This is a genomic window from Bellilinea caldifistulae (assembly GCF_001306055.1).
Classification (GTDB): Bacteria; Chloroflexota; Anaerolineae; order Anaerolineales; family Anaerolineaceae; genus Bellilinea; species Bellilinea caldifistulae.
In genome coordinates this window covers 113,100-131,375 of sequence record NZ_LGHJ01000015.1, presented here as the reverse complement: position 1 = coordinate 131,375, position 18,276 = coordinate 113,100, and the positions used below count along the sequence as shown (strand labels likewise).

Sequence of the window (18,276 nt, the reverse complement as noted above, 5' to 3'; positions counted from 1 at the left end):
ATTTAAAATACACCGTAAAAATAATGTCTCTTTTATCCTTTTCCGAAAAAATTGCTTTGATAAATCGGCAAGGAGATTTCGTGATAAGATGTTCAATGAACAGCCCTGATTATCCATCTTGACTTTATGGAGGGTAAAAAAGCCATGCAAGCCATGCAACTGCTCAAACCGGCGGCGGTGGAAGAACTACCCTTGCAGCCAGTGGATTTGCCCATCCTCAAGCCCGCCAGCGGAGAAGTGCTGGTGCGGGTACAGGCTTGCGGGGTCTGCCGCACCGACCTGCACATCTGCGAAGGGGAATTGATCCCGCCCCGCTACCCGATCATTCCCGGCCATCAGGTAGTCGGGTTGGTTGAGATGCTGGGCGAAGGGGTGGAAGGATTGGAAATCGGCCAGCGGGTGGGGGTGGCCTGGCTGGGTCAGGCCTGCGGCAAATGTGCCTTTTGTTTGCGTGGCGAGGAAAACCTGTGCCCGCAGGCGCGTTTTACGGGTTTCCACACCCACGGCGGTTATGCCGACTGGATGATCGCCGATGCCCGCTTTGTGTTTCCCCTGCCGGCCGGGCTTTCCGAACGGCAGGCAGCCCCGCTGTTGTGCGCCGGCATCATCGGTTACCGCGCCCTGCGCAAAGCCGGCCTGCAACCCGGTGAACGGTTGGGGCTTTTTGGCTTTGGCGCAAGCGCCCATCTTGCCATTCAAATTGCCCAATTCTGGGGCTGCGAGGTGTTTGTGTTCACCCGCTCGCGCAACCACCAGCAGCATGCCGAGGCATTGGGCGCCGTCTGGGTTGGCCGACCGGATGAAACACCGCCCCAGCCGCTTGACCGCGCCGTCAGTTTTGCCCCAGCCGGGGAAATCGTCCCGCCGGCGCTGGCCGCCCTGCGCCCCGGCGGCGTGCTGGCGATCAATGCCGTCCATGCCAGCCCCATCCCCGAACTACCCTACGACCTGATTTACGGCGAGCGCGTGCTGACCAGCGTGACGAATGCCACCCGCCGCGACGGGCTGGAGCTGCTCGATCTGGCGGTCAAAATCCCCCTGCAGCCCGACACGGTCACCTACCCGCTGGAAGATGCCAATGAAGCCCTGCTCGACCTGAAATACAGCCGCCTCAACGGCGAGGCGGTGCTGGAAATTGGCTCACTATTGGGTTGAAGATGTCCTCCGCTTTGTTGGCCACCAAACTCCATCCCCCGCCGCTGCGGGTGAATGCCGTGCGTCGCCCGCGGCTGGTGGAGAAATTGAACCGCGCCCTGCAGGAAAGCCGCCGCCTGACCCTGATTTGCGCCCCGGCCGGCTACGGCAAGAGCACCCTGGCTGCCGAGTGGCTGGCTTCGCTGCGTAGTGGAATCAAATTGGGCTGGCTTTCACTGGAAGAGGATGACAACCAACCCGTCCGTTTCCTGCGCTACTGGCTGGCTGCTCTTCAAACCCTTGATCCGTCCCTGCCGACGCAGTTCTTGCCCCTTGTCGAATCCGGGAACCTGCCACCCCTGCCGGGACTATTGGATGAAATCCTCAACCGCCTGAATGCGCTCCCTCATCTCAGTCTGCTGGTGCTGGATGATGTACAATGGCTCAGCCACCCCCAAATTCAGGAAATACTGGAATACCTGATGGATCACCAGCCACCCAACCTGCATCTGGTTATGCTCAGTCGTGCCGACCCCGCCCTGCCTCTGGCACGTCTGCGCGCCCGAGGCCAGTTGACCGAGATTCGCGCCGGTGATCTGCGTTTCACTCCCGAAGAAGTGCGTCTTTTTTTCGAGCAAATTGCTCAAATTTCGCTTGCCCCGCAAAGCCTGCTCACTTTGCAAGAACGCACCGAAGGCTGGGCCGTCGGTCTGCAACTGGCCGCCCTCGCCATGCAGCACCACCCTGACCCCGCCGCTTTTCTGGAAAGTTTCCGCGGCAGCCATCGCTTTATTCTGGATTATTTAGCCGAAGAAGTGCTCAACCAGCAGCCGGATGACCTGCGCTCCTTTCTCATCCGCACCAGCCTGCTGAGCCGTTTCAATGCTGATCTCTGCCGGGCTTTGACCGGTCGTGAGGATGCTGAATTGATCCTTGGGCGTATCGAGCAGGCCAACCTGTTTCTCATCCCCCTGGACGACCAACGCGAGTGGTATCGCTATCACCACCTGTTTTCCGAATACCTGCAAAATCTGTTGGATCGGGATGATCGGGCAGATTTATGCCGGCAAGCTGCCCGCTGGCATGCCGGTCAAAGCCAGAGTGAACTGGCTGTCCGCTATGCTTTATCCAGCGGCGACATGGCCTTTGCTGCCCAAATCATTGAAGAAGCCCTGAGTAAAGATGAGACCTGGTCGGGAGGAAATTTAGCCGAGTGGTTGGGATGGCTGGAGCGGCTGCCGCCGATGATCTTCACAAAGCACCCCGATTTGAGCCTGCATGCCTCGCGAGTTTACTATCTGGCAGGCCAGCTCGAAGAGGCTGAAGCACACCTCGCCCGAGTCGAAAGCAGCCTCAGCACCCCATCCGAAGCAGACCCTTACCGTCAAAATCAACTGCGCGCAATGCTCGCCCTCTACCGTGGAGCAATTGCCTCGGCTCGCAATAATCCTGTCGAGGCAATTCAACAGATTACTTTTGCCCGTCAAACCCTGCCGCCCGACCAGCACCTGCTCCAGGCTCGCGCACTGTACGGGCTGGGCATGGCTTATGCTTCATTGGAAGAAAATCAGCAGGCAATTGCCTGCTACCTGCAAGCCAGTCAGTCCGCTCAGGCCGCCGGGGTGCTCTTTCTGGCAATTCACGGGCTGTGTGCTGCTGCACAGATTCATTTTCAAAACGGCAACCTGGATGAAGCAGAAAAATGGTGTCAGAACGCCGTTCAAACCGCCGGTAATCAACGCCTGCCGCCGCTGGGCTGGGCACTATCGCTGCGGGGCGGCATTGCCCTGGAACGCTGCCGTCTCCAACAAGCCGAAACCCTGCTCAACGAGGGCATTTCTCTTTCCAGACAAGGGGGCATCCGCGACGATCTGGCTACGGGTCTCGCCTTTCAGGCCCGCTTGTGGGAGACGAAGGGCAATCCAACGGCGGCAATCGCCACACTGGCAGAAATCCGCGCTTTGCTCTCCAACTCTCCCCATCATCCGATGATGAAAATGGCGGAGGCCTATCAGGCTTACTTACAAGGTCTCACCGGTCAACTGGATGGCGCCCTTCAGTGGACAGAAAACTTTCTCGTTCATCCACCGCAAACCAGCACTGATTTTGAGTGGCTGTGCGCTGCACGGATTTTGCTGACCGCCAACCGGCAGGAAATCTTCTTGAACCTGATCCACTCGATACTGGACAAAGCCATCCAGAAAGGACACCGGCCGTCCGCCATCGAAGCCATGATTCTGCTGGCAGAGAACGAGGCCGCCCGGCATCGCACCCCGGCCGCGCTGGAATGGCTGGAAAAAGCGCTGCAAATGGCTGCCCCATACCACCATGCCCGCCCGTTTGTGAGCGAAGGACAAACCCTGCGCGAATTATTATCCAAAGCCCGACCGGCTGCCCCCCGGTTTGTGGACTCTCTACTGGAACTCACCGATAAACCACTCGCCCCAAAATCCAGCCCGGAAGATGAGTTGCTCAATCTGCTCAGTGAGCAGGAAATTCGTGTGCTGAAATTGATCGCCGCCGGAAAGTCCAATCGGGAGATTGCTGCGGAATTGGTGATCAGCGTGGGAACGGCCAAGTGGCATGTCCACAATGTTCTACAAAAATTGGGGGTTACGAACCGCGCTCAGGCGATCATCCGCGCCCGCGATTTGGGGTTGTAAAAAAATCCGGTATCCGCTCAACAAGCCGTAAACACGGCTTGTTTGACTTTAACCTACCCACCCAACCTATCCGCGGATAGGGGACAAACCCACCCCCTTCGGCTACACTGAGACTGTCGAGTGACAAAATAGATTTTTCAATCAGCCAGGAGTAACCATGAAAATTAAAACATTTACGATCAGTCTGTTAACCTTTTTACTGGCGGCCTGCGGGAGTCATGCTTCATTGAATACGCAGGACGAGAAAATCTGGCAGGCAGCCGAAACGATTTCGGTCTTTCAGCCGCCCGCCGGTTTTGAGCCGGAAGTCACCGTTGAGTTTAAGGACTACACCCTGATTTCCTTCAGCGGGAACAGCCCACAAAGCCACCTCTACCTGATTCAATCGCAAAACGAGCAGGACGAAACCAGACTCTCCGGCGTCCTGAACGATCTGCTGCCGGGTGCAAGCGACTTCAAACAACGCACCACCGTGCTGGAAAACCGCCCGGTAATCATCCGAGGTGCGCAAAGCACGCTCATCATCAGCGAGGGCACAAACGGAGACCAGCTCCGCTATCGTCAGGCAATGGTGCAGTTTGCGGGGAATGGTGGGCCGGCTCTACTGGTTTATTCCGAACCGCTTTCACGCTGGAACGAAGAAACCCTCAACGCCTTACTGGCTTCCTTTGAGTAGGCAGGAAATGACCCCCTCTACCCGCTCACAGTTATATTCCATCCGTGTCAGGGGGCAGTTAGACGAACGCTGGCTGCGCTGGTTTGACGGCTTGACCATCAGCCGCCAGCCGGATGATGAAGTGACCGTCATCCAGGCCGTACTGGATCAAGCCGGCTTACATGGCGTTCTCAATCGCATCTTCGACCTCGGCATAGAATTGCTCGATGTGAAGGCTGCCCCCATTTCATCCGACCTTAATCCCGAAAGGAAATAATAATGAAATCTCCCATCCGAATTTCTCCACCGGTCACCATTGGGCTCATTGCCATTTGTCTGGTAACCGCCTTTTTTAGTGTGTTGCGCGGCTTCTTAGCCCCCGAAACCCGTTTGCTGCTTGAAGCCATTGTTTTGATCACATTGTTGATCATTGCCTTGCTCGCCAGCCTGATTGCCCTGATTAACGGGATAAGGGTCTTAATTTTCAAATCACTTCGGCTTAATCGCCAGCAAGTTGGAGGACAAATGATCTTTGTGGTACTGATTCTGTTCATACTGACGGCTTTTCTGCTGGGTTCGCAATGGTCAGCCCATACCCCACCCATCATCGGCGTGGATGGTAAGCCCCTATCCGGGAGTATCGCCGTGTTGGAGAAAGTCAAATTGGGCGGAACCGACCAATGGGTCATCATCCGCGGTCATGACATCCATAAACCCGTCTTACTCTTTCTTTCCGGCGGGCCGGGCGGCAGTGAAGCCGGGCGGGTACTGCGCTTTAACAGTGAACTGGAAAAACACTTTGTGGTGGTCATCTGGGAACAACGCGGTTGCGGCAAATCCTACCCGGCTTACTACCCGCCTGCCAGCCTCACCGTTGATCAATACGTCAGCGACCTGATCGAACTGACCGACTGGCTGCGTCAGCGTTTTGAGGAGGAAAAAATTTATCTGGTGGGGCATTCGTGGGGCACGATTATCGGTGTTCGCGCGGTGCAGGCTCGCCCGGATCTATTTCACGCCTATGTCGGCACCGCCCAAATGGTCAACTTGCGCCAAACCGACCAGATGATTTACGACATCGTCCTCAGCCATGCCCAAAAAATTGGCGACAGCGCCTTCGTGAACACCTTGCAAAAACAGGGACGCCCCCCATACTTTGGGAAAAGCCCCATTCAACCCTACGCTACCCTCTTTGGTCGTGAATACGCCTGGTTTGAGGTACCCCGCATCCGCAGCGAAGACTACCGCCAGAATGGTGACGCCATTTTACTGATGCTCAAACAGCCCGAATACGGCTGGCTGGACCGGGTTTACTACCTGTTGGGCTTGATGAACACCTTCAATCGGGTATATCCGCAATTGCAGGAAATGGATTTTCGGGTGGATGCCGCCCGATTGAAAGTGCCGGTTTACCTGATTCAGGGCCGCCACGACATGAACAACCCCTCGCCGCTGCCGGAAGAGTACTTCGAAGCGCTTCAAGCCCCCCTCAAACAGATGTTTCACTTTGAGGAATCCGGTCACGGCATGATCTGGCAGGAAGCCGACCTGTTCCACGACCTGATGGTCAATACGGTGCTGGCCGAAACTTATCCCCGCTGAAGGTGCGTTTCGGAACACGGATTACACAAAACACTCCTGTCCCCCACCTGCCTCTCCCCATCTCGCTACGGCGATTTTTAGGGGAGGTGCAGGTGGGGGCATTTGGCCTACCAGAACAGTTTTGCCCTTAAACCGAATTCACGCTAAAATAGGAGGTAAGAGAAAAGGAAACTGTCATGATTCCAAAAGTCGGCCGTGAAAACACTTTCCGGGTCAGAAGATATTTTCGGTTATTCCCGCTCGTTTTCTTTCTAACAGGAGTACTGGCATTATTACTCAGCGGGCGGCGCAAATCCCTCACCCATCCCTCCCAACCCATCCTGCTGGAAGAAGTCCCCGCCGGTCGCACGCCCTCCGCTGCGGATGACCTGACCCTGATTGAGGGAATTGGCCCAAAGGTGGCAGCCGTTTTACACGCCGCAGGCATCACCCGCTTTGAGCAGCTGGCTGCTTTGCCGCCAGCAGAATTGAAACGACTGTTGATCGCCGCCGGCAACCGTCTTTCCGACCCGGCAACCTGGCCCGAACAAGCCGCTCTGGCCGCCAGCGGTGACTGGGAAGGATTAAAAGCGCTCCAATCCTCGCTAAACCGGGGCAGAAGAACGGGTTGAACTTCCCCACTTCATCGCCGGGGAATGGACTCCCTTTTATTGCTTCCGGCAGGTCACCATGAAACTAAGGTCAGGTCTTCTCATTGCGCTTGTGCTGCTTCTTCCGGCTTCGGTACATGCCGAAAGCGGCGATCACCCGCTGTATTTACCTTTCATTTCACGTGGGTTGAGCGCCCCGCAGTTAAAATGGGCTTACGGCGGCTGCTACAATTCATGGTGCGAAACCGGCTGGTACTCCTCACCGGCGGTCATCAACCTTGATGGTGACCCGCAAGCCGAGATCATCGCCTCGGCATACACCCTCTGGGCGCTGGATGGCGAAACCGGTCAGTTACAGTGGCGGGTTGACCCCAAAGGCGGCCGCACCTGGCCGGGCATCGTCCTGGCCGACCTGGAGCGTGATGGCGCCGCTGAGATTGTAGTTGCCCAGGGCGGAGGCTGGGTGACGGCTTACACGCTGAGCGGAACTTTGAAATGGGAACACCAGCCTTCCTCCGCCGAGCTACGCGGCTTGCTGGCAGCCGATCTGGACGGTGACCATTCCAGCCTCGAATTGATCGTCACCGCCGCCATCGGCAGCCGTACCAGCACATGGGTGCTGGATGCGAACGGCAACACCCGCCCCGGTTGGCCGCAAATCACCTCCGAAAATTCTGGCTACGCCTGGGGAGTATTCAACGACAATCCCTCAGCCGCCAATCTGAGCGGAGACGACCACCTCGAAATCATCGTGCCAACCGATGTCCATTACATTCTGGGGCTGAAGCCCGACGGCAGCCCACTGGCGGTTGATCCTGCGGCCTACCCCAACCATCCCGTTAAAGTTTGGGGGCGGATTGGCGTTTGGGAAGACCTTACGGTCGAAACCCGCTCGTGGGGCTATTGTCAAAACGGTCGCCCGCGCTCCGAAAATTACCGCCCCAACTTTGCCAACTCACCAGCATCCATTGCCGACCTGAACAACGACGGGCAGATGGAAATTGTGGTTGTCGGGAATGTGTATGACTGTTCCAAAGATCCTTACCAATCCCGCTATTACGGACCGTTTATCTTTAACGCCGACCGTACCCGTTTCAACGGGGGTGGTTTCGACTGGCGCACCACCCCTGTCGACACCGGCACACCGTTGAGCGAAGATTACAACCGGATCGAATCGGCACTCCCCAACCCGGTGCTGGCCGATTTAGACGGCGACGGACTCAAGGAAATTCTGTTTGCTTCGTACGATGGTCATCTGCATGCCTTCTGGCTGGACAAAACCGAGCACGGCTCCTGGCCGTATTCGGTTTACAACCCTGCCGAGGGTTTCTACCAGTTTGCCTCAGAACCGGTTGTTGCCGATCTCGATGATGACGGTTCAGCCGAGGTCATTTTTACCTCGTGGCCTCAAAAAGGAAGCAACCGTACCGGAAAATTACACATTCTGAACGCCTTTGGTATGCCGATTTTTACCGTTGATCTGCCAGCCGGCCGCAACGGCAACTGGAACGGTGCTTTGCCGGCACCGACACTGGCCAATGTGGATAACGATAACGACCTCGAAGTTGTCCTCAATACGGCTTATTCCGGCGTGGTGGTTTATGATTTACCCGGTACGGCTCAGGCTCGTCTTCTGTGGGCGACCGGACGCGGAAATGTTCAACGCACCGGTGCGCCTTGAATCAAATTTTTAATCATTCCGGGTCAGTCAACGCTCAGCGAAGAACGCTCCCCAAGAGAACCCCGGTTGTAAAAAATGACCGTATCCCTCTCAGCGCTTAAGTGCTATTATGATAAAGTAAGTCTATTTTATCAATGTTATGTCATCGCTTTGACATAACACCTTTTTCTCTTGAGGAGGTTCGGTATGGTCGAAGAAAGTGCTAAGAACAAGGCGCGTACTGTGCGCGTCCAGCTTCGCTTCCCGGATAGTGTAGAGGGTGAAAAAATACCACCTGTTCGGGTCTATTTGTTTGACCGCCAGGGCAGCCTGATCGATTCACAGCCTTACACCAAAGAAACCATCAACCTGCGTCTCCCTTCCGATCAAAATTTCCGCCTGTATGTCGGCCCCGATTTGCTTGGCGAAGAGAAGGTTATTCCGAAAGACCTGCTCCAGCAATTGATCAAAGCCAAAGCCGTATTGCAGGATGTCCTCTCCCCGTTGCGCCCCTCATTGTTAGAAATCGCCATTTCCAGAGGCGTTTACCTGTGCTGGTGGAGATACTGCGTCGTTGTCCGCGGCAATGTCCGCAAGCAGTTTGCACCGGGCAGTTATGCCACCATTTGTCAGGGCACTGTCAAAATCTACGAAGTGGACTTTATGTGTTACCTGCAGCGCATCCCCTTCCCGGAACTGGAACGCCTGCGCGATGACCTGCTGGATCTGCTGCGCCGGCCTCCTTTTCCCCCCGTGCCGGATCCGATTCCTTTCCCCTTCCCGGAACCCAACCCGCCGATACCTCCCATCCCGCCCGGTCCGGGACCGGATCCCGCTCCTTTCCGCCAGGCCATGCTTCTTTCTCGCCCACAGGAAGGCAGCAATCCCTCCCCGACCGCTCTTTCAGATGTGAGCGCCCGCCTTTCGGTGCTGAAAGGTGAACCGCTCCAACGCTACCTGATCGAAAATAAAGTGACGCTGGCACCGTATCTGTGCCTCGTCCTGCCGGATCACTGGTATTGTCTGCGCCTGCTGGCTGAGGTGCCCATCCAATCGGACGGCTCGTTTTATAAAGAATTGTGCTTCTGGTGCCCATCCGATATACCCGACCTGTATTTCCGCGTCACTCAGAACATCGGTGGCAGCGAACGGTTGGTGTACAGCCCCTCAATCTCCTGCAACACCTACTGGAATTACAACGGTACACCCTCCATCCAGATCACCGTGACCGACCCGCAGGCAGTTGCCTGTCTGGAAGACCCCGACCGGCCCATCCCCGGCGATGAGTTGTACGTCTGGCCAACGGCCATCGGCAATACCGACCTGCGCAACATCACCGACCTGGAAAGCAACCCGCTGGTCAGCAGCGCTGCAACCGGTCTGGTCAACGGTACTAACCCCTGGGGCGGTACATTGGCTTTGCAGATGAACTTTGATCCGCGTCTGAAAACGCTCAGCAATGTACGGTATTACCGCTGGTCGTATAAATTCGAAGGCGATGCCGACTTTACCCAGATAGATGCCACCGTCACCCACCGCTACATGACAATCACCTATTCTCCGCTCACCATTCATCTGAATCCGGTGGTTCTGGGGCCCAAGACGGTTAACGGGGTCACCAATCTGTATGAGGTCCCCGACCCTTCTCCCGGTGACGGATGGGTCAACATCAACGATCCGTACGACCGCCCCTTTGCCTACTTCGACAGCACCGGCAATAAATTACCACCATTTACTTACAACGATGTGCTCCCCCGCCGCTCCGGTTTGGTAACCCTTTTGCTGGAAATGTTCGATGCCAGCGGTAATCTGGTGGCGTGTTCCAACCTCGGCGGCAGTGGACCTTTCAAGTTCGTCTTACCGGACCTGAGCACCCCCAACACCTACACCAGCGTACTGACTTCCAACAACATCACCCCGCAAGGACAGTTGATCTTCCGCGTACGGGTGGACAACGCCGACACGGTGGCTCAGTTACAAAATGTACGTACCCCGCTCGGCACAGCAGATTCGTGCGGCTTTTTGCGCTTCAACACGCTGAGCGATCCGGTGACGGTGGAGTATGTTGCCCGCCATCCCCACAATTTTCTGACGTGGGGATTGGGGATTTCGCGCGGTCTCTGCGGTGGAGTGGCTTCCACCAGCGGTTCAACCAGCTCGCCGGCCTTAACACCCCCGCCGCCGGCTGCCTTTGCCAACAGCGCCAGTTACCTGCTGCGCAATCTGGGCGGTTCGTGCACGGCCTGTAACGATGGGGCTGCCTTTGCCGTCAACCTCTCAACCTACGCCACCGCCACGGATGGTTACGGACGACAATCGCAATATGACCGTCACGCAACGATTGCCTTTGCGTTGATCAAAAGTTAAGCCCAGCCGAACTTAACACCCCCCAACCGGCAGTAGGGAAGGTTAACCGTCCTTCTGCCGGTTGTGCTTTTCTGGCTGGATCCTGTGAATGAAGCCGCAGCCTCACGCGGCTGAACGGGAGAGAATTTGTTCCACAATCTCCTCCACGCTCAGCCCGGCATCCACCACCAGCGCGTCAGATGGTTCTTCCAGCGTTGCAAACTGGCTTGCCAGCAGGCTGACCGGCATGTAATGCCCGGTGCGCGCCGCCAGCCGCTGACGGCACAGATCATAGCCGGCCCGTAAATAGACCAGACACACCCCCTCCGTTCCTCTCAACAACGTCTGACGATAAGCCTCTTTCAGGGCAGAGCAGGCCAGCACCGCCGGACGGTGGTTTTCCAGACAATCCACAATCAACCGATGCAGCTTCTCCAGCCAGCCGGCACGGTCTTGATCCGTCAACGGGATACCGGACGACATTTTGGCAACGTTCTCCGGGGGGTGAAAGTCGTCCGCATCGTAAAACGCCCAGCCCAGCCGCCCGGCCAGCGCTCTACCGACCGTCGTCTTACCACAACCAGCCACACCCATGATCAGGAAAAAGCGCACTTTCATGGTTACACCTCGCCGGAAAGCGGCGGTGGGCAAGCAATCCGCAAGGCAACCCCAGCCGAGTCATATTCCTCCGGCTGATGTAAAAAGGCATCGCGGCGGCCTTGATTGAGCATGGCAGCCACCCCCAACACCAGCGCATCCAGCACATCATCCGGCTGTACCTGAGCGCGGCGCGTTTCGCAAAGAAAAGCCAGCGCCGCCCTGCGCGCATCGGGCAGCCATTCTTCCAGTATCGCAGCGCGTTCCTCCCATCCAGCGGCTTCCTTTTTGGAGTAGCGTAAGGGTCTATCCCCGTTCAGTCGTTGAAAGCACAATTCCGGGTGAGACTCAAACACCCGCCCGCCCCACGTCGGGTGGGCCTGTAAGAACCAATCCACCTGCCGAATTTTAGGAATCAGATGATAAGCCTGCACGGAGAGGGAGCGGGAATAGCGGCTTAATTCGATCTGGCACGCCTGCCGGTAGGTTTCGGCCGTCAGCGCTGCCCGGCAAGGCGCCGGAAATACGCTGCTCTTGCGGCTTTTCAGCGCCGCCCGCATGGCAGTGTCCAATTGGCGCACCACATCTCCCCCGCTCAAACCGATGGGGATGTCCACCCAACTCTCCAGACAACCGGGGTGAGCAGCCAGGGCTGCCTCAAATGAGGAAAACACCTCCAGGCTTACCTCACCGGGTAGTCGGCCGATTTGTGCCACCACCCAGCCGGCCCGGCAGCCATCCAACCCAAGATACCCGCCTGCTGGTATGTCCTTCATCGAGGTTAATTTTAACGCGAACACGCGCAACCCGTCACCCTGAAACTCGCCGAACCTTGCCCGCGCAGTGGGGGAATCGGGAGACCGCCACGCCGCCTGCGGTGGCTCGCGGTGACGAAAACCGGTTAATATCATTCTGAGCGAAGCGAGGAATCCCCACCCCGCCTGCACACCCCAAAGGCACTAACAAAAACCTTATTCAAGCCCCTCTGGTCTTTGCTTAAAGCATCCAAAGATGCAACAAAATCATTTTCACCTTCCAGAGGATCACCGCGTTTGAAAGGGCAACCTCCTGCACCTCACTGGAATTCTTCATCCCAAATTGGAGGCATCTAAAAAACATTCCGGGATAAAATAGAAAAGATGACCGCCGGATTTTGGTTGATTTTGCTCGCCATGGCGCTCTACGGGGCGCTCCATTCGCTGCTGGCCTCCCGCCGCGTTAAACGCTACGCCGAAGCACGCTTTGGGGAGCGCATCCGCCGCTACTACCGGCTGATTTTCTCCGTGTTGGGCGGCGTTACTCTGTTGCCGCCGCTGGTGCTCACTGCCCTGCTGCCCGACCGGGTGATTTACACCATTCCCTTCCCATGGTTCATACTGACCGGTTTGCTTCAATTGGCCGGTTTGATCGGGCTTGTTTACGGCGTTTCCCAAACCGGGGCAATGCGTTTCATTGGACTGGATACCGCGCTGGATGCAACCGCCCTGCAGCGCCCGCCGCATTTTGTAACCAACGGTTTGTACCGCTGGGTGCGCCACCCTCTCTACACCTGCTCGCTCTTGTTTCTGTGGCTGATGCCGGTGATGAGCTGGAATCTGCTGGCGTTGAATCTGGGGGTAACCCTGTACTTTATTATCGGTTCACGCTTTGAAGAGGATAAGCTGCTGGACGAATTCGGCGATGCCTACGCCGAATACCGCCGCCGCACACCGGCCTTTCTGCCGCGTCTGTTCCCGCCGCCGGAGTGAGCCGCCGTGCCGCCGCTGTTGTGGCTTTCGGCTGCCTTTCTAAGCGGGGTTGGGCTGAGCGCCATCCTGCGCCTGCCGGCCGCCTTCTGGCTGACCGCCGCTGCCGCCAGCACGGGGTTGGCTTTGCTGGAAGGCCGGCTCACCCGCCGCTTTTCCGGCTGGGCCAGGCTGCGCTGGTTTTTACCCCTGCCGGCCGGGGTGATTTTGACTGCCCTGCTGCTGGGAGCATGGCGCTGGCAGATCGCCCAGCCGCATTTTAGCCCCGCCGATCTGGCTTTCTACAACGACCTTGGGAAAGCCGAACTGAGCGGCTGGATTGCCAGCGACCCCGACCGACGTGAAAACGCCGTGCTGCTGACCGTGCAGGTCAGTTCGCTTCGCTTGCAAGGCAGCGGCTCGCCACTAAAAGTCAGCGGGCGCGCCGTGCTGCGTCTGTCGCCCGGCGGCGACTGGCGCTACGGTCAGCGTGTGCGGGTGTGGGGCAGTCCGGCAACCCCGCCGGAGGATGAGACCTTTTCCTACCGCGCTTATCTGGCGCGCAAAGGCATCTACACCTACCTGACTTACCCGTTTGTCGAAGTTCAGACCGGGCAGGCCGGCAGCCCGCTGCTGCAAGCCGTGTACTCCCTGCGCCGCTTTGCTTACCGGACTCTCAACCAGCTCTTTCCCCAGCCGGAAGCCGCCCTGCTGAGCGGTATCCTGCTCGGTCTGGAACGCGACCTGCCGGTCGGGCTGACGCGTGCCTTTCAGGATACCGGCACCGCCCACATCATCGCCATCTCCGGCTTTAACATGACGGTGCTCAGCGGCCTGTTTCTGGCCTTGTTCGGGCGGTTTTTGCCGCGCGGCTGGGCATCTGCCAGCGCGGCCCTGGCAATCACATTCTACACCCTGCTGGTGGGGGCTAACCCGGCAGTGGTGCGCGCCGCTGTGATGAGCAGCCTGGCGCTGTTCGGGCGGCTGATTGGGCGCAGGTCAGCCGGGCTGACCCCGCTGGCCTTCAGCGCAGCAGCGATGACCGCCTTCAACCCGTGGCTGCCGTGGGATGCCTCCTTTCAACTTTCCTTCGCCGCCACACTGGGGCTGATTCTCTACGCCGAGCCGCTCCAGCACACCTTTGAAGGCTGGCTGACCCGGCGTTATTCGCCCTCACTTGCCCGGCGGATTGCCCCGCCGGTTTCCGAGTACTTTCTCTTCACCCTGGCTGCCCAGCTGACCACCCTGCCGGTTGTGCTGGCACAGTTCGGGCGGATTTCGCTTTCGGCGCTGCTGGCCAACCCCCTCATCCTGCCGGTGCAGCCGCTGGTGATGCAGTTGAGCGGGCTGGCGCTGATTGCCGGTATGCTCTGGCTGCCGGCCGGTCAGGTGCTCGGCTGGCTGACTTACCCCTTCGCAGCGCTGACCATCCGCATCGTCGAGGTGCTGGCTGCCCTGCGCGGCGGGACGCTGGATTTCGGTGCGGCCGGCTGGGGGATGGCCGTTGGCCTGTACGCCCTTTTGTTTGGCTTCACGGCCTTGATCAAAATCAACCCGGCCCATCCCATTCGCTGGCTCGACCGGCTGCGCTCCGCACTCAAACCCTCGCTGGTGCTGGGCGGATTGGGCATACTGACCCTGCTGGTCTGGGGAGCAGCCCTGCGCCGACCGGACGGTAAACTGCATGTCATCCTCCCGCATCTACCCAACGGACAGGCGGTTCTGTTGCGCACACCTGCCGGGCGGCAAATTTTACTGGGCAGCGCCCCTCAGGCCAATAGCCTGGCGGGGGCATTGGGACGCGAAACCGGCCCCTTTTCCCGCCGGTTGGATGCGGCGGTGCTGCCTTTCCGGCAGGCCAGCCTGCTGGAGGGAATGCCGGCCGCTCTCGAACGCTTGCCTTGCAGCAGCCTGTACTGGGCGGTGGAACCGCCTGCCAGCCGCACCGCCAGCCGCCTCCATCAAACCCTCAGCCTGACGCACACCCCTCAACAACAGCTTGCAGCCGGAGACCGCCTGCAACTCGATCATGACCTGATTCTGTATGTGCTGCAAAGCGACGGTGAAAGAGCCGCCCTGCTGATTGAGTACCGCGATGCCCGTCTGCTGATGCCGAACGGTTTTAGCCCGGCAGTGCTGCGCGCGGCCAGCCCGCTGGTGAATGGTGCCAGCCTGCTGCTGGGCAGCCTGGATGGCAAGGATGCACCGCTGGACGAGTGGCGCTCGCTCAATCCGGCCGTGATTCTCCTGCAAAGCCCACAGGCGGAAGGGGATGGGATGATTTCAACCGCCGACCACGGGCGCACGGAGTGGATCAGCGACGGGCGCGCCATCTGGCTGCGGGGAGCGCGGCATTAACCGCCCCGGGCGGAGTTCTTCCAATGGAACATGCGCAACGCGGAAACGATCAACACCAGCCCCAGAATTACCTTCAAGGTATTGGCCGGCACAACCCCCGCCAGCACACCGCCGAGGATGGAACCGATCACCGAGCCAAGACCCATCGGCAGGACAATGCTTACCCCTTCCGAGCGGCTGAACCACAAGCCCTTGCGGGCGTAACGCGCCAACCCCACCATCACCGTGGGCAGGCTGATGATCAGGCTGGCACTGCCGGCGGTTTTGACACCCACGCCAAAAATGAAAATGAGGGTAGGGATGATCAGCTCTCCGCCGGCCACACCCAGCGTACTGCTGACCACGCCGATCAGGCAGCCGGCTGCAAAGCCGGTTAACGCCTGCGCCCAAGCGGCATTACCCACCAGCCCGGCTTCGGAAAGCGGAAAGAAACCCTCCACAATCAGCAGCAGGCCGATGGCGGTCAACAGCAGACGCATCCAGCTTTCCAGTGCATGGGGCGTAAGGCGGGCGGTCAACCCGGCGCCGAGAAAAGCCGTCAACATCGCCCCGCCGATCATCGCAATCAGAATCAAGACCAGCGACTCGAGCGGCAGAGCCGGCAGGGTACGCAAGCGCACCATCAGCGAGACCAGCAGCGTAACCAGGCTGACCGCCAGATTGATCGGCACGGCCTGGTGGGCGCTGCGCCGCAGCAACCCGACCAGCACCGGCAGCCGGAACTCAGCCCCGCCCAGACCGATCAGCCCGCCCAGCACGGCGATGGGAACGGCAATCAAAAACGCCGAGAGAGATTCAGCCATCCTTCTCAGCGCTCCCACGCGCTGAAATCCCAACCGGCCAGTCGTTCGCGCAGCTCCCGGCGCTGGTGCAGGTTGAACTTGACCAGCAGGTTGCGCATGTGGGTTTTGACGGTATCCGGCGTAACCCCCAGCCGGGCGGCAATCTGACGGTTGGTGTAGCCCAGGCACACCAGCGCGGCAACTTCCTGCTCGCGCGGGGTGAGCAGCTTCCAGCACTGCCAGGCCTCCTCACTCTGACGGCGATACTGCAAGCCGGCCTCGATCAGCGTTTGCAGGATCTCCTCCGGCGGGCGTTTTTCCTGATCGGCCAGTTGGCGCAGGGACTGTTCCAGCCGGGCATCCAGAGCGAAGGTGCGCTGCTGCTCTGCCTCCTCCCTGAAAAGGTTCAACAGGCGCTTCCAGAGGTTCATAATCTTATTTTATAGAATATATGTTCTAATGTCAAGTGAATTTAACCCATTTCAATATAGATGCGCTTGTTGATCTTGCCTTTGCTTTTGTAATCCACCACACGGATGCGGCCAACCTCAGCGGTATTGGCAACATGCGTCCCGCCGTCGGCCTGTAAATCCAGCCCGACAATTTCCACCGTGCGGATTTCCCGAATCTCCGGCGGCAGCAGGTTAATTTTGGTGCGGATCAGGTCGGGAATCTGAAAAGCCGTTTCGCGCGGCAAAATCTGCACACGGATCGGCCGGGCAGCCTGCACCTCGCGGTTGACGGCCTCCTCAATTTCGGTAATCCGCTCGTGTGTCAGGGTTTCAAACTCAAAGTCCATCCGCCCTTTGAGCGGCTCCATTTCGCCGCCGGTGACCAGGGCGCCGTAATCGCGAAAGACCACCCCACAGAGGATGTGCAGCGCGGTGTGGGTACGCATCAGGGCGTAGCGCCGCTCCCAATCCAGTTCGCCATGCAGAGCATCGCCGGGCTGCGGCAGGCCGGCTTCCCCGCCCAGCGTGTGCCAGATGCCATCCGGTGTTTTTTTCACACGGGTGACCGGCCAGACCTGACCGTTTACAGCCTTCAAAAGCCCCATGTCGCACGGCTGGCCGCCTCCGCCGGGGTAGAAAGCGGTACGGTCGAGCAACACCGCCCGGCTGGTTTCATCCACGCTTTGCACGCGGCATTCAAAAGATTTCAGGTAACTGTCGGTAGCGTAAAGTAATTCGGTCATGGCATCTCTCCTTCACCGGTGGTTAAATCATCCACTGCCAGCCCAGCGCAAACAACAGCGCATTGACAACCGTGTGAGCAATGACGGCCGATTTCAGTCCGCCATAAACCCGATACAACCAGAAAAAGCCAATCCCCGCCAGAAAAGCCGGCAGCCAGAGGAGTGGGCGCAGTTGCAGGGTGGCAAACAAAGCCGCCGAAGCCAGCCCGGCCGCCCACGTTCCCATGCGCGGCTGCCAGCGTTGAATCAGTTCCCCGCGGAAGAACCGCTCCTCTGCCCACGGAGCGACCAGAACCCCGATCAGCAGCGTCACCCAGCGAATCAACGGGGCAACCTCCAGCGGATGGGTCATTTCGGAAACGGTGATCGTGGTTTCCAACCAGCCCCGTGTGATACTGAAAAGGTATGCCCCCAACAGGGCAATGGCAGCCCCTCCCAGCAACCCGCTCAGCCATTCGGGAGGCCGGGACGACGAATCCGTCCTCTCCCGAAGGGGGTGATTCTGCTCGGCCGGAATGCCGAGAAAAGCCAGGATCAAGGCCTGCCAGAGGAACAGCCACGGCTGACCGGGGAAGAGCGGCGAGCGCAGACTGATGGCCGGCAGGGATTGTTCCAGTCCGCTGAAGCGCAGCGCCAGCAGCCGGTCCAACCCAAAATAAACTGCCGCCGGTAACACGTAAGCCAGAACCAGCGTCAGCAGGATCGGATTCAAACCGGGCCGCGCCAGTACGCTGCGCAGAATAAACCCCAGCGTCCCCACCGCAAACCCCAGCACCAGCAGAGTCAGGACAGAAATCAGCACCACCACCGTCTCGGCGGATGCCTGCGGCTGGCGCTGCACCAGCCACAGCAAACCAAGCGTCAGCAGGATCAGCAAGCCACCGCCGGCGGCAAAGGCGAGGGCCGCTCGCCAACGCTGCACTGCTCCAGGCAGGGTCGAATTCGATTTCATGGGTTAATTGTACACCGC

Annotated in this window: 16 protein-coding genes; 10 read left to right on the top strand and 6 right to left on the bottom strand. The window is 58.7% G+C overall.

Going from position 1 to position 18,276, the window contains the following annotated elements:
• The first annotated feature begins 144 nt into the window (after window positions 1-144).
• From AC812_RS10000 to AC812_RS09965, 8 genes are all read left to right on the top strand, one after another.
• Window positions 145-1,155 (top strand): zinc-dependent alcohol dehydrogenase family protein, encoded by a 1,011-nt coding sequence (locus tag AC812_RS10000; RefSeq protein ID WP_061913280.1) that lies wholly within the window; start codon window positions 145-147, stop codon window positions 1,153-1,155.
• Window positions 1,156-1,172: 17 nt separating this feature from the next.
• Window positions 1,173-3,797: a winged helix-turn-helix domain-containing protein gene (locus AC812_RS09995; protein ID WP_169787289.1), complete on the top strand. Its 2,625-nt coding sequence runs from the start codon at window positions 1,173-1,175 to the stop codon at window positions 3,795-3,797.
• 157 nt (window positions 3,798-3,954) lie between these two features.
• Window positions 3,955-4,473 carry a hypothetical protein gene (locus tag AC812_RS09990; RefSeq protein ID WP_061913278.1) on the top strand — a complete coding sequence of 173 codons (519 nt, stop codon included), beginning with the start codon at window positions 3,955-3,957 and terminating at the stop codon, window positions 4,471-4,473.
• A 7-nt stretch (window positions 4,474-4,480) separates the two neighbouring features.
• Window positions 4,481-4,729, top strand: coding sequence for a hypothetical protein (locus AC812_RS09985; protein ID WP_061913277.1), 249 nt, complete (start codon window positions 4,481-4,483; stop codon window positions 4,727-4,729).
• A 2-nt stretch (window positions 4,730-4,731) separates the two neighbouring features.
• The gene (locus tag AC812_RS09980; protein WP_061913276.1) at window positions 4,732-6,054 is read left to right on the top strand and encodes an alpha/beta fold hydrolase; all 1,323 of its coding nucleotides are present in this window, start codon (window positions 4,732-4,734) and stop codon (window positions 6,052-6,054) included.
• A gap of 176 nt (window positions 6,055-6,230) precedes the next feature.
• Window positions 6,231-6,665 (top strand): helix-hairpin-helix domain-containing protein, encoded by a 435-nt coding sequence (locus AC812_RS09975; protein ID WP_061913275.1) that lies wholly within the window; start codon window positions 6,231-6,233, stop codon window positions 6,663-6,665.
• Window positions 6,666-6,723: 58 nt separating this feature from the next.
• The gene (locus AC812_RS09970; protein ID WP_061913274.1) at window positions 6,724-8,325 is read left to right on the top strand and encodes an FG-GAP repeat domain-containing protein; all 1,602 of its coding nucleotides are present in this window, start codon (window positions 6,724-6,726) and stop codon (window positions 8,323-8,325) included.
• Window positions 8,326-8,511: 186 nt separating this feature from the next.
• A complete protein-coding gene (locus AC812_RS09965; RefSeq protein WP_061913273.1) occupies window positions 8,512-10,671 on the top strand; it encodes a hypothetical protein in 2,160 nt (719 codons plus the stop codon).
• 102 nt (window positions 10,672-10,773) lie between these two features.
• Here AC812_RS09965 and AC812_RS09960 read toward each other — a convergent pair whose 3' ends face one another.
• The gene (locus AC812_RS09960; protein WP_061913272.1) at window positions 10,774-11,268 is read right to left on the bottom strand and encodes a gluconokinase; all 495 of its coding nucleotides are present in this window, start codon (window positions 11,266-11,268) and stop codon (window positions 10,774-10,776) included.
• Between the two features lie 2 nt (window positions 11,269-11,270).
• A complete protein-coding gene (locus AC812_RS09955) occupies window positions 11,271-12,047 on the bottom strand; it encodes a DUF429 domain-containing protein (RefSeq protein WP_169787288.1) in 777 nt (258 codons plus the stop codon).
• A 339-nt stretch (window positions 12,048-12,386) separates the two neighbouring features.
• Here AC812_RS09955 and AC812_RS09950 point away from each other — a divergent pair, with 339 nt between their 5' ends.
• Both AC812_RS09950 and AC812_RS09945 read left to right on the top strand, forming a co-directional pair.
• A complete protein-coding gene (locus AC812_RS09950) occupies window positions 12,387-12,995 on the top strand; it encodes a methyltransferase family protein (protein ID WP_061913270.1) in 609 nt (202 codons plus the stop codon).
• Window positions 12,996-13,001: 6 nt separating this feature from the next.
• Complete coding sequence (locus tag AC812_RS09945) at window positions 13,002-15,329, top strand: ComEC/Rec2 family competence protein (protein WP_061913269.1); 2,328 nt, start codon at window positions 13,002-13,004, stop codon at window positions 15,327-15,329.
• Here AC812_RS09945 and AC812_RS09940 read toward each other — a convergent pair.
• The 4 genes from AC812_RS09940 to AC812_RS09925 are packed head-to-tail and all read right to left on the bottom strand — an operon-like array spanning window position 15,326 to window position 18,258.
• Window positions 15,326-16,132 (bottom strand): sulfite exporter TauE/SafE family protein, encoded by an 807-nt coding sequence (locus AC812_RS09940; protein WP_061913268.1) that lies wholly within the window; start codon window positions 16,130-16,132, stop codon window positions 15,326-15,328. The two genes, AC812_RS09945 and AC812_RS09940, sit on opposite strands and share 4 nt — an antisense overlap.
• A gap of 5 nt (window positions 16,133-16,137) precedes the next feature.
• Window positions 16,138-16,542, bottom strand: coding sequence for a helix-turn-helix transcriptional regulator (locus AC812_RS09935; RefSeq protein ID WP_061913267.1), 405 nt, complete (start codon window positions 16,540-16,542; stop codon window positions 16,138-16,140).
• Window positions 16,543-16,583: 41 nt separating this feature from the next.
• On the bottom strand, window positions 16,584-17,306 hold the full coding sequence (locus tag AC812_RS09930) for an alanyl-tRNA editing protein (RefSeq protein WP_061913266.1): 723 nt from the start codon (window positions 17,304-17,306) through the stop codon (window positions 16,584-16,586).
• A 22-nt stretch (window positions 17,307-17,328) separates the two neighbouring features.
• Window positions 17,329-18,258: a CPBP family intramembrane glutamic endopeptidase gene (locus AC812_RS09925; protein ID WP_061913265.1), complete on the bottom strand. Its 930-nt coding sequence runs from the start codon at window positions 18,256-18,258 to the stop codon at window positions 17,329-17,331.
• Between the last annotated feature and the right edge of the window lie 18 nt (window positions 18,259-18,276).

Excerpts from the sequence above, each read along its gene's own strand:
- AC812_RS09975 (WP_061913275.1), top strand. The coding sequence starts at position 6,231 with ATGATTCCAAAAGTCGGCCGTGAAAACACTTTCCGGGTCAGAAGATAT.
- AC812_RS09990 (WP_061913278.1), top strand. The coding sequence starts at position 3,955 with ATGAAAATTAAAACATTTACGATCAGTCTGTTAACCTTTTTACTGGCG.
- AC812_RS09985 (WP_061913277.1), top strand. The coding sequence starts at position 4,481 with ATGACCCCCTCTACCCGCTCACAGTTATATTCCATCCGTGTCAGGGGG.
- AC812_RS09930 (WP_061913266.1), bottom strand. The coding sequence starts at position 17,306 with ATGACCGAATTACTTTACGCTACCGACAGTTACCTGAAATCTTTTGAA.
- AC812_RS09960 (WP_061913272.1), bottom strand. The coding sequence starts at position 11,268 with ATGAAAGTGCGCTTTTTCCTGATCATGGGTGTGGCTGGTTGTGGTAAG.
- AC812_RS09940 (WP_061913268.1), bottom strand. The coding sequence starts at position 16,132 with ATGGCTGAATCTCTCTCGGCGTTTTTGATTGCCGTTCCCATCGCCGTG.
- AC812_RS09970 (WP_061913274.1), top strand. The coding sequence starts at position 6,724 with ATGAAACTAAGGTCAGGTCTTCTCATTGCGCTTGTGCTGCTTCTTCCG.
- AC812_RS09980 (WP_061913276.1), top strand. The coding sequence starts at position 4,732 with ATGAAATCTCCCATCCGAATTTCTCCACCGGTCACCATTGGGCTCATT.
- AC812_RS10000 (WP_061913280.1), top strand. The coding sequence starts at position 145 with ATGCAAGCCATGCAACTGCTCAAACCGGCGGCGGTGGAAGAACTACCC.
- AC812_RS09935 (WP_061913267.1), bottom strand. The coding sequence starts at position 16,542 with ATGAACCTCTGGAAGCGCCTGTTGAACCTTTTCAGGGAGGAGGCAGAG.
- AC812_RS09925 (WP_061913265.1), bottom strand. The coding sequence starts at position 18,258 with ATGAAATCGAATTCGACCCTGCCTGGAGCAGTGCAGCGTTGGCGAGCG.
- AC812_RS09965 (WP_061913273.1), top strand. The coding sequence starts at position 8,512 with ATGGTCGAAGAAAGTGCTAAGAACAAGGCGCGTACTGTGCGCGTCCAG.
- AC812_RS09950 (WP_061913270.1), top strand. The coding sequence starts at position 12,387 with ATGACCGCCGGATTTTGGTTGATTTTGCTCGCCATGGCGCTCTACGGG.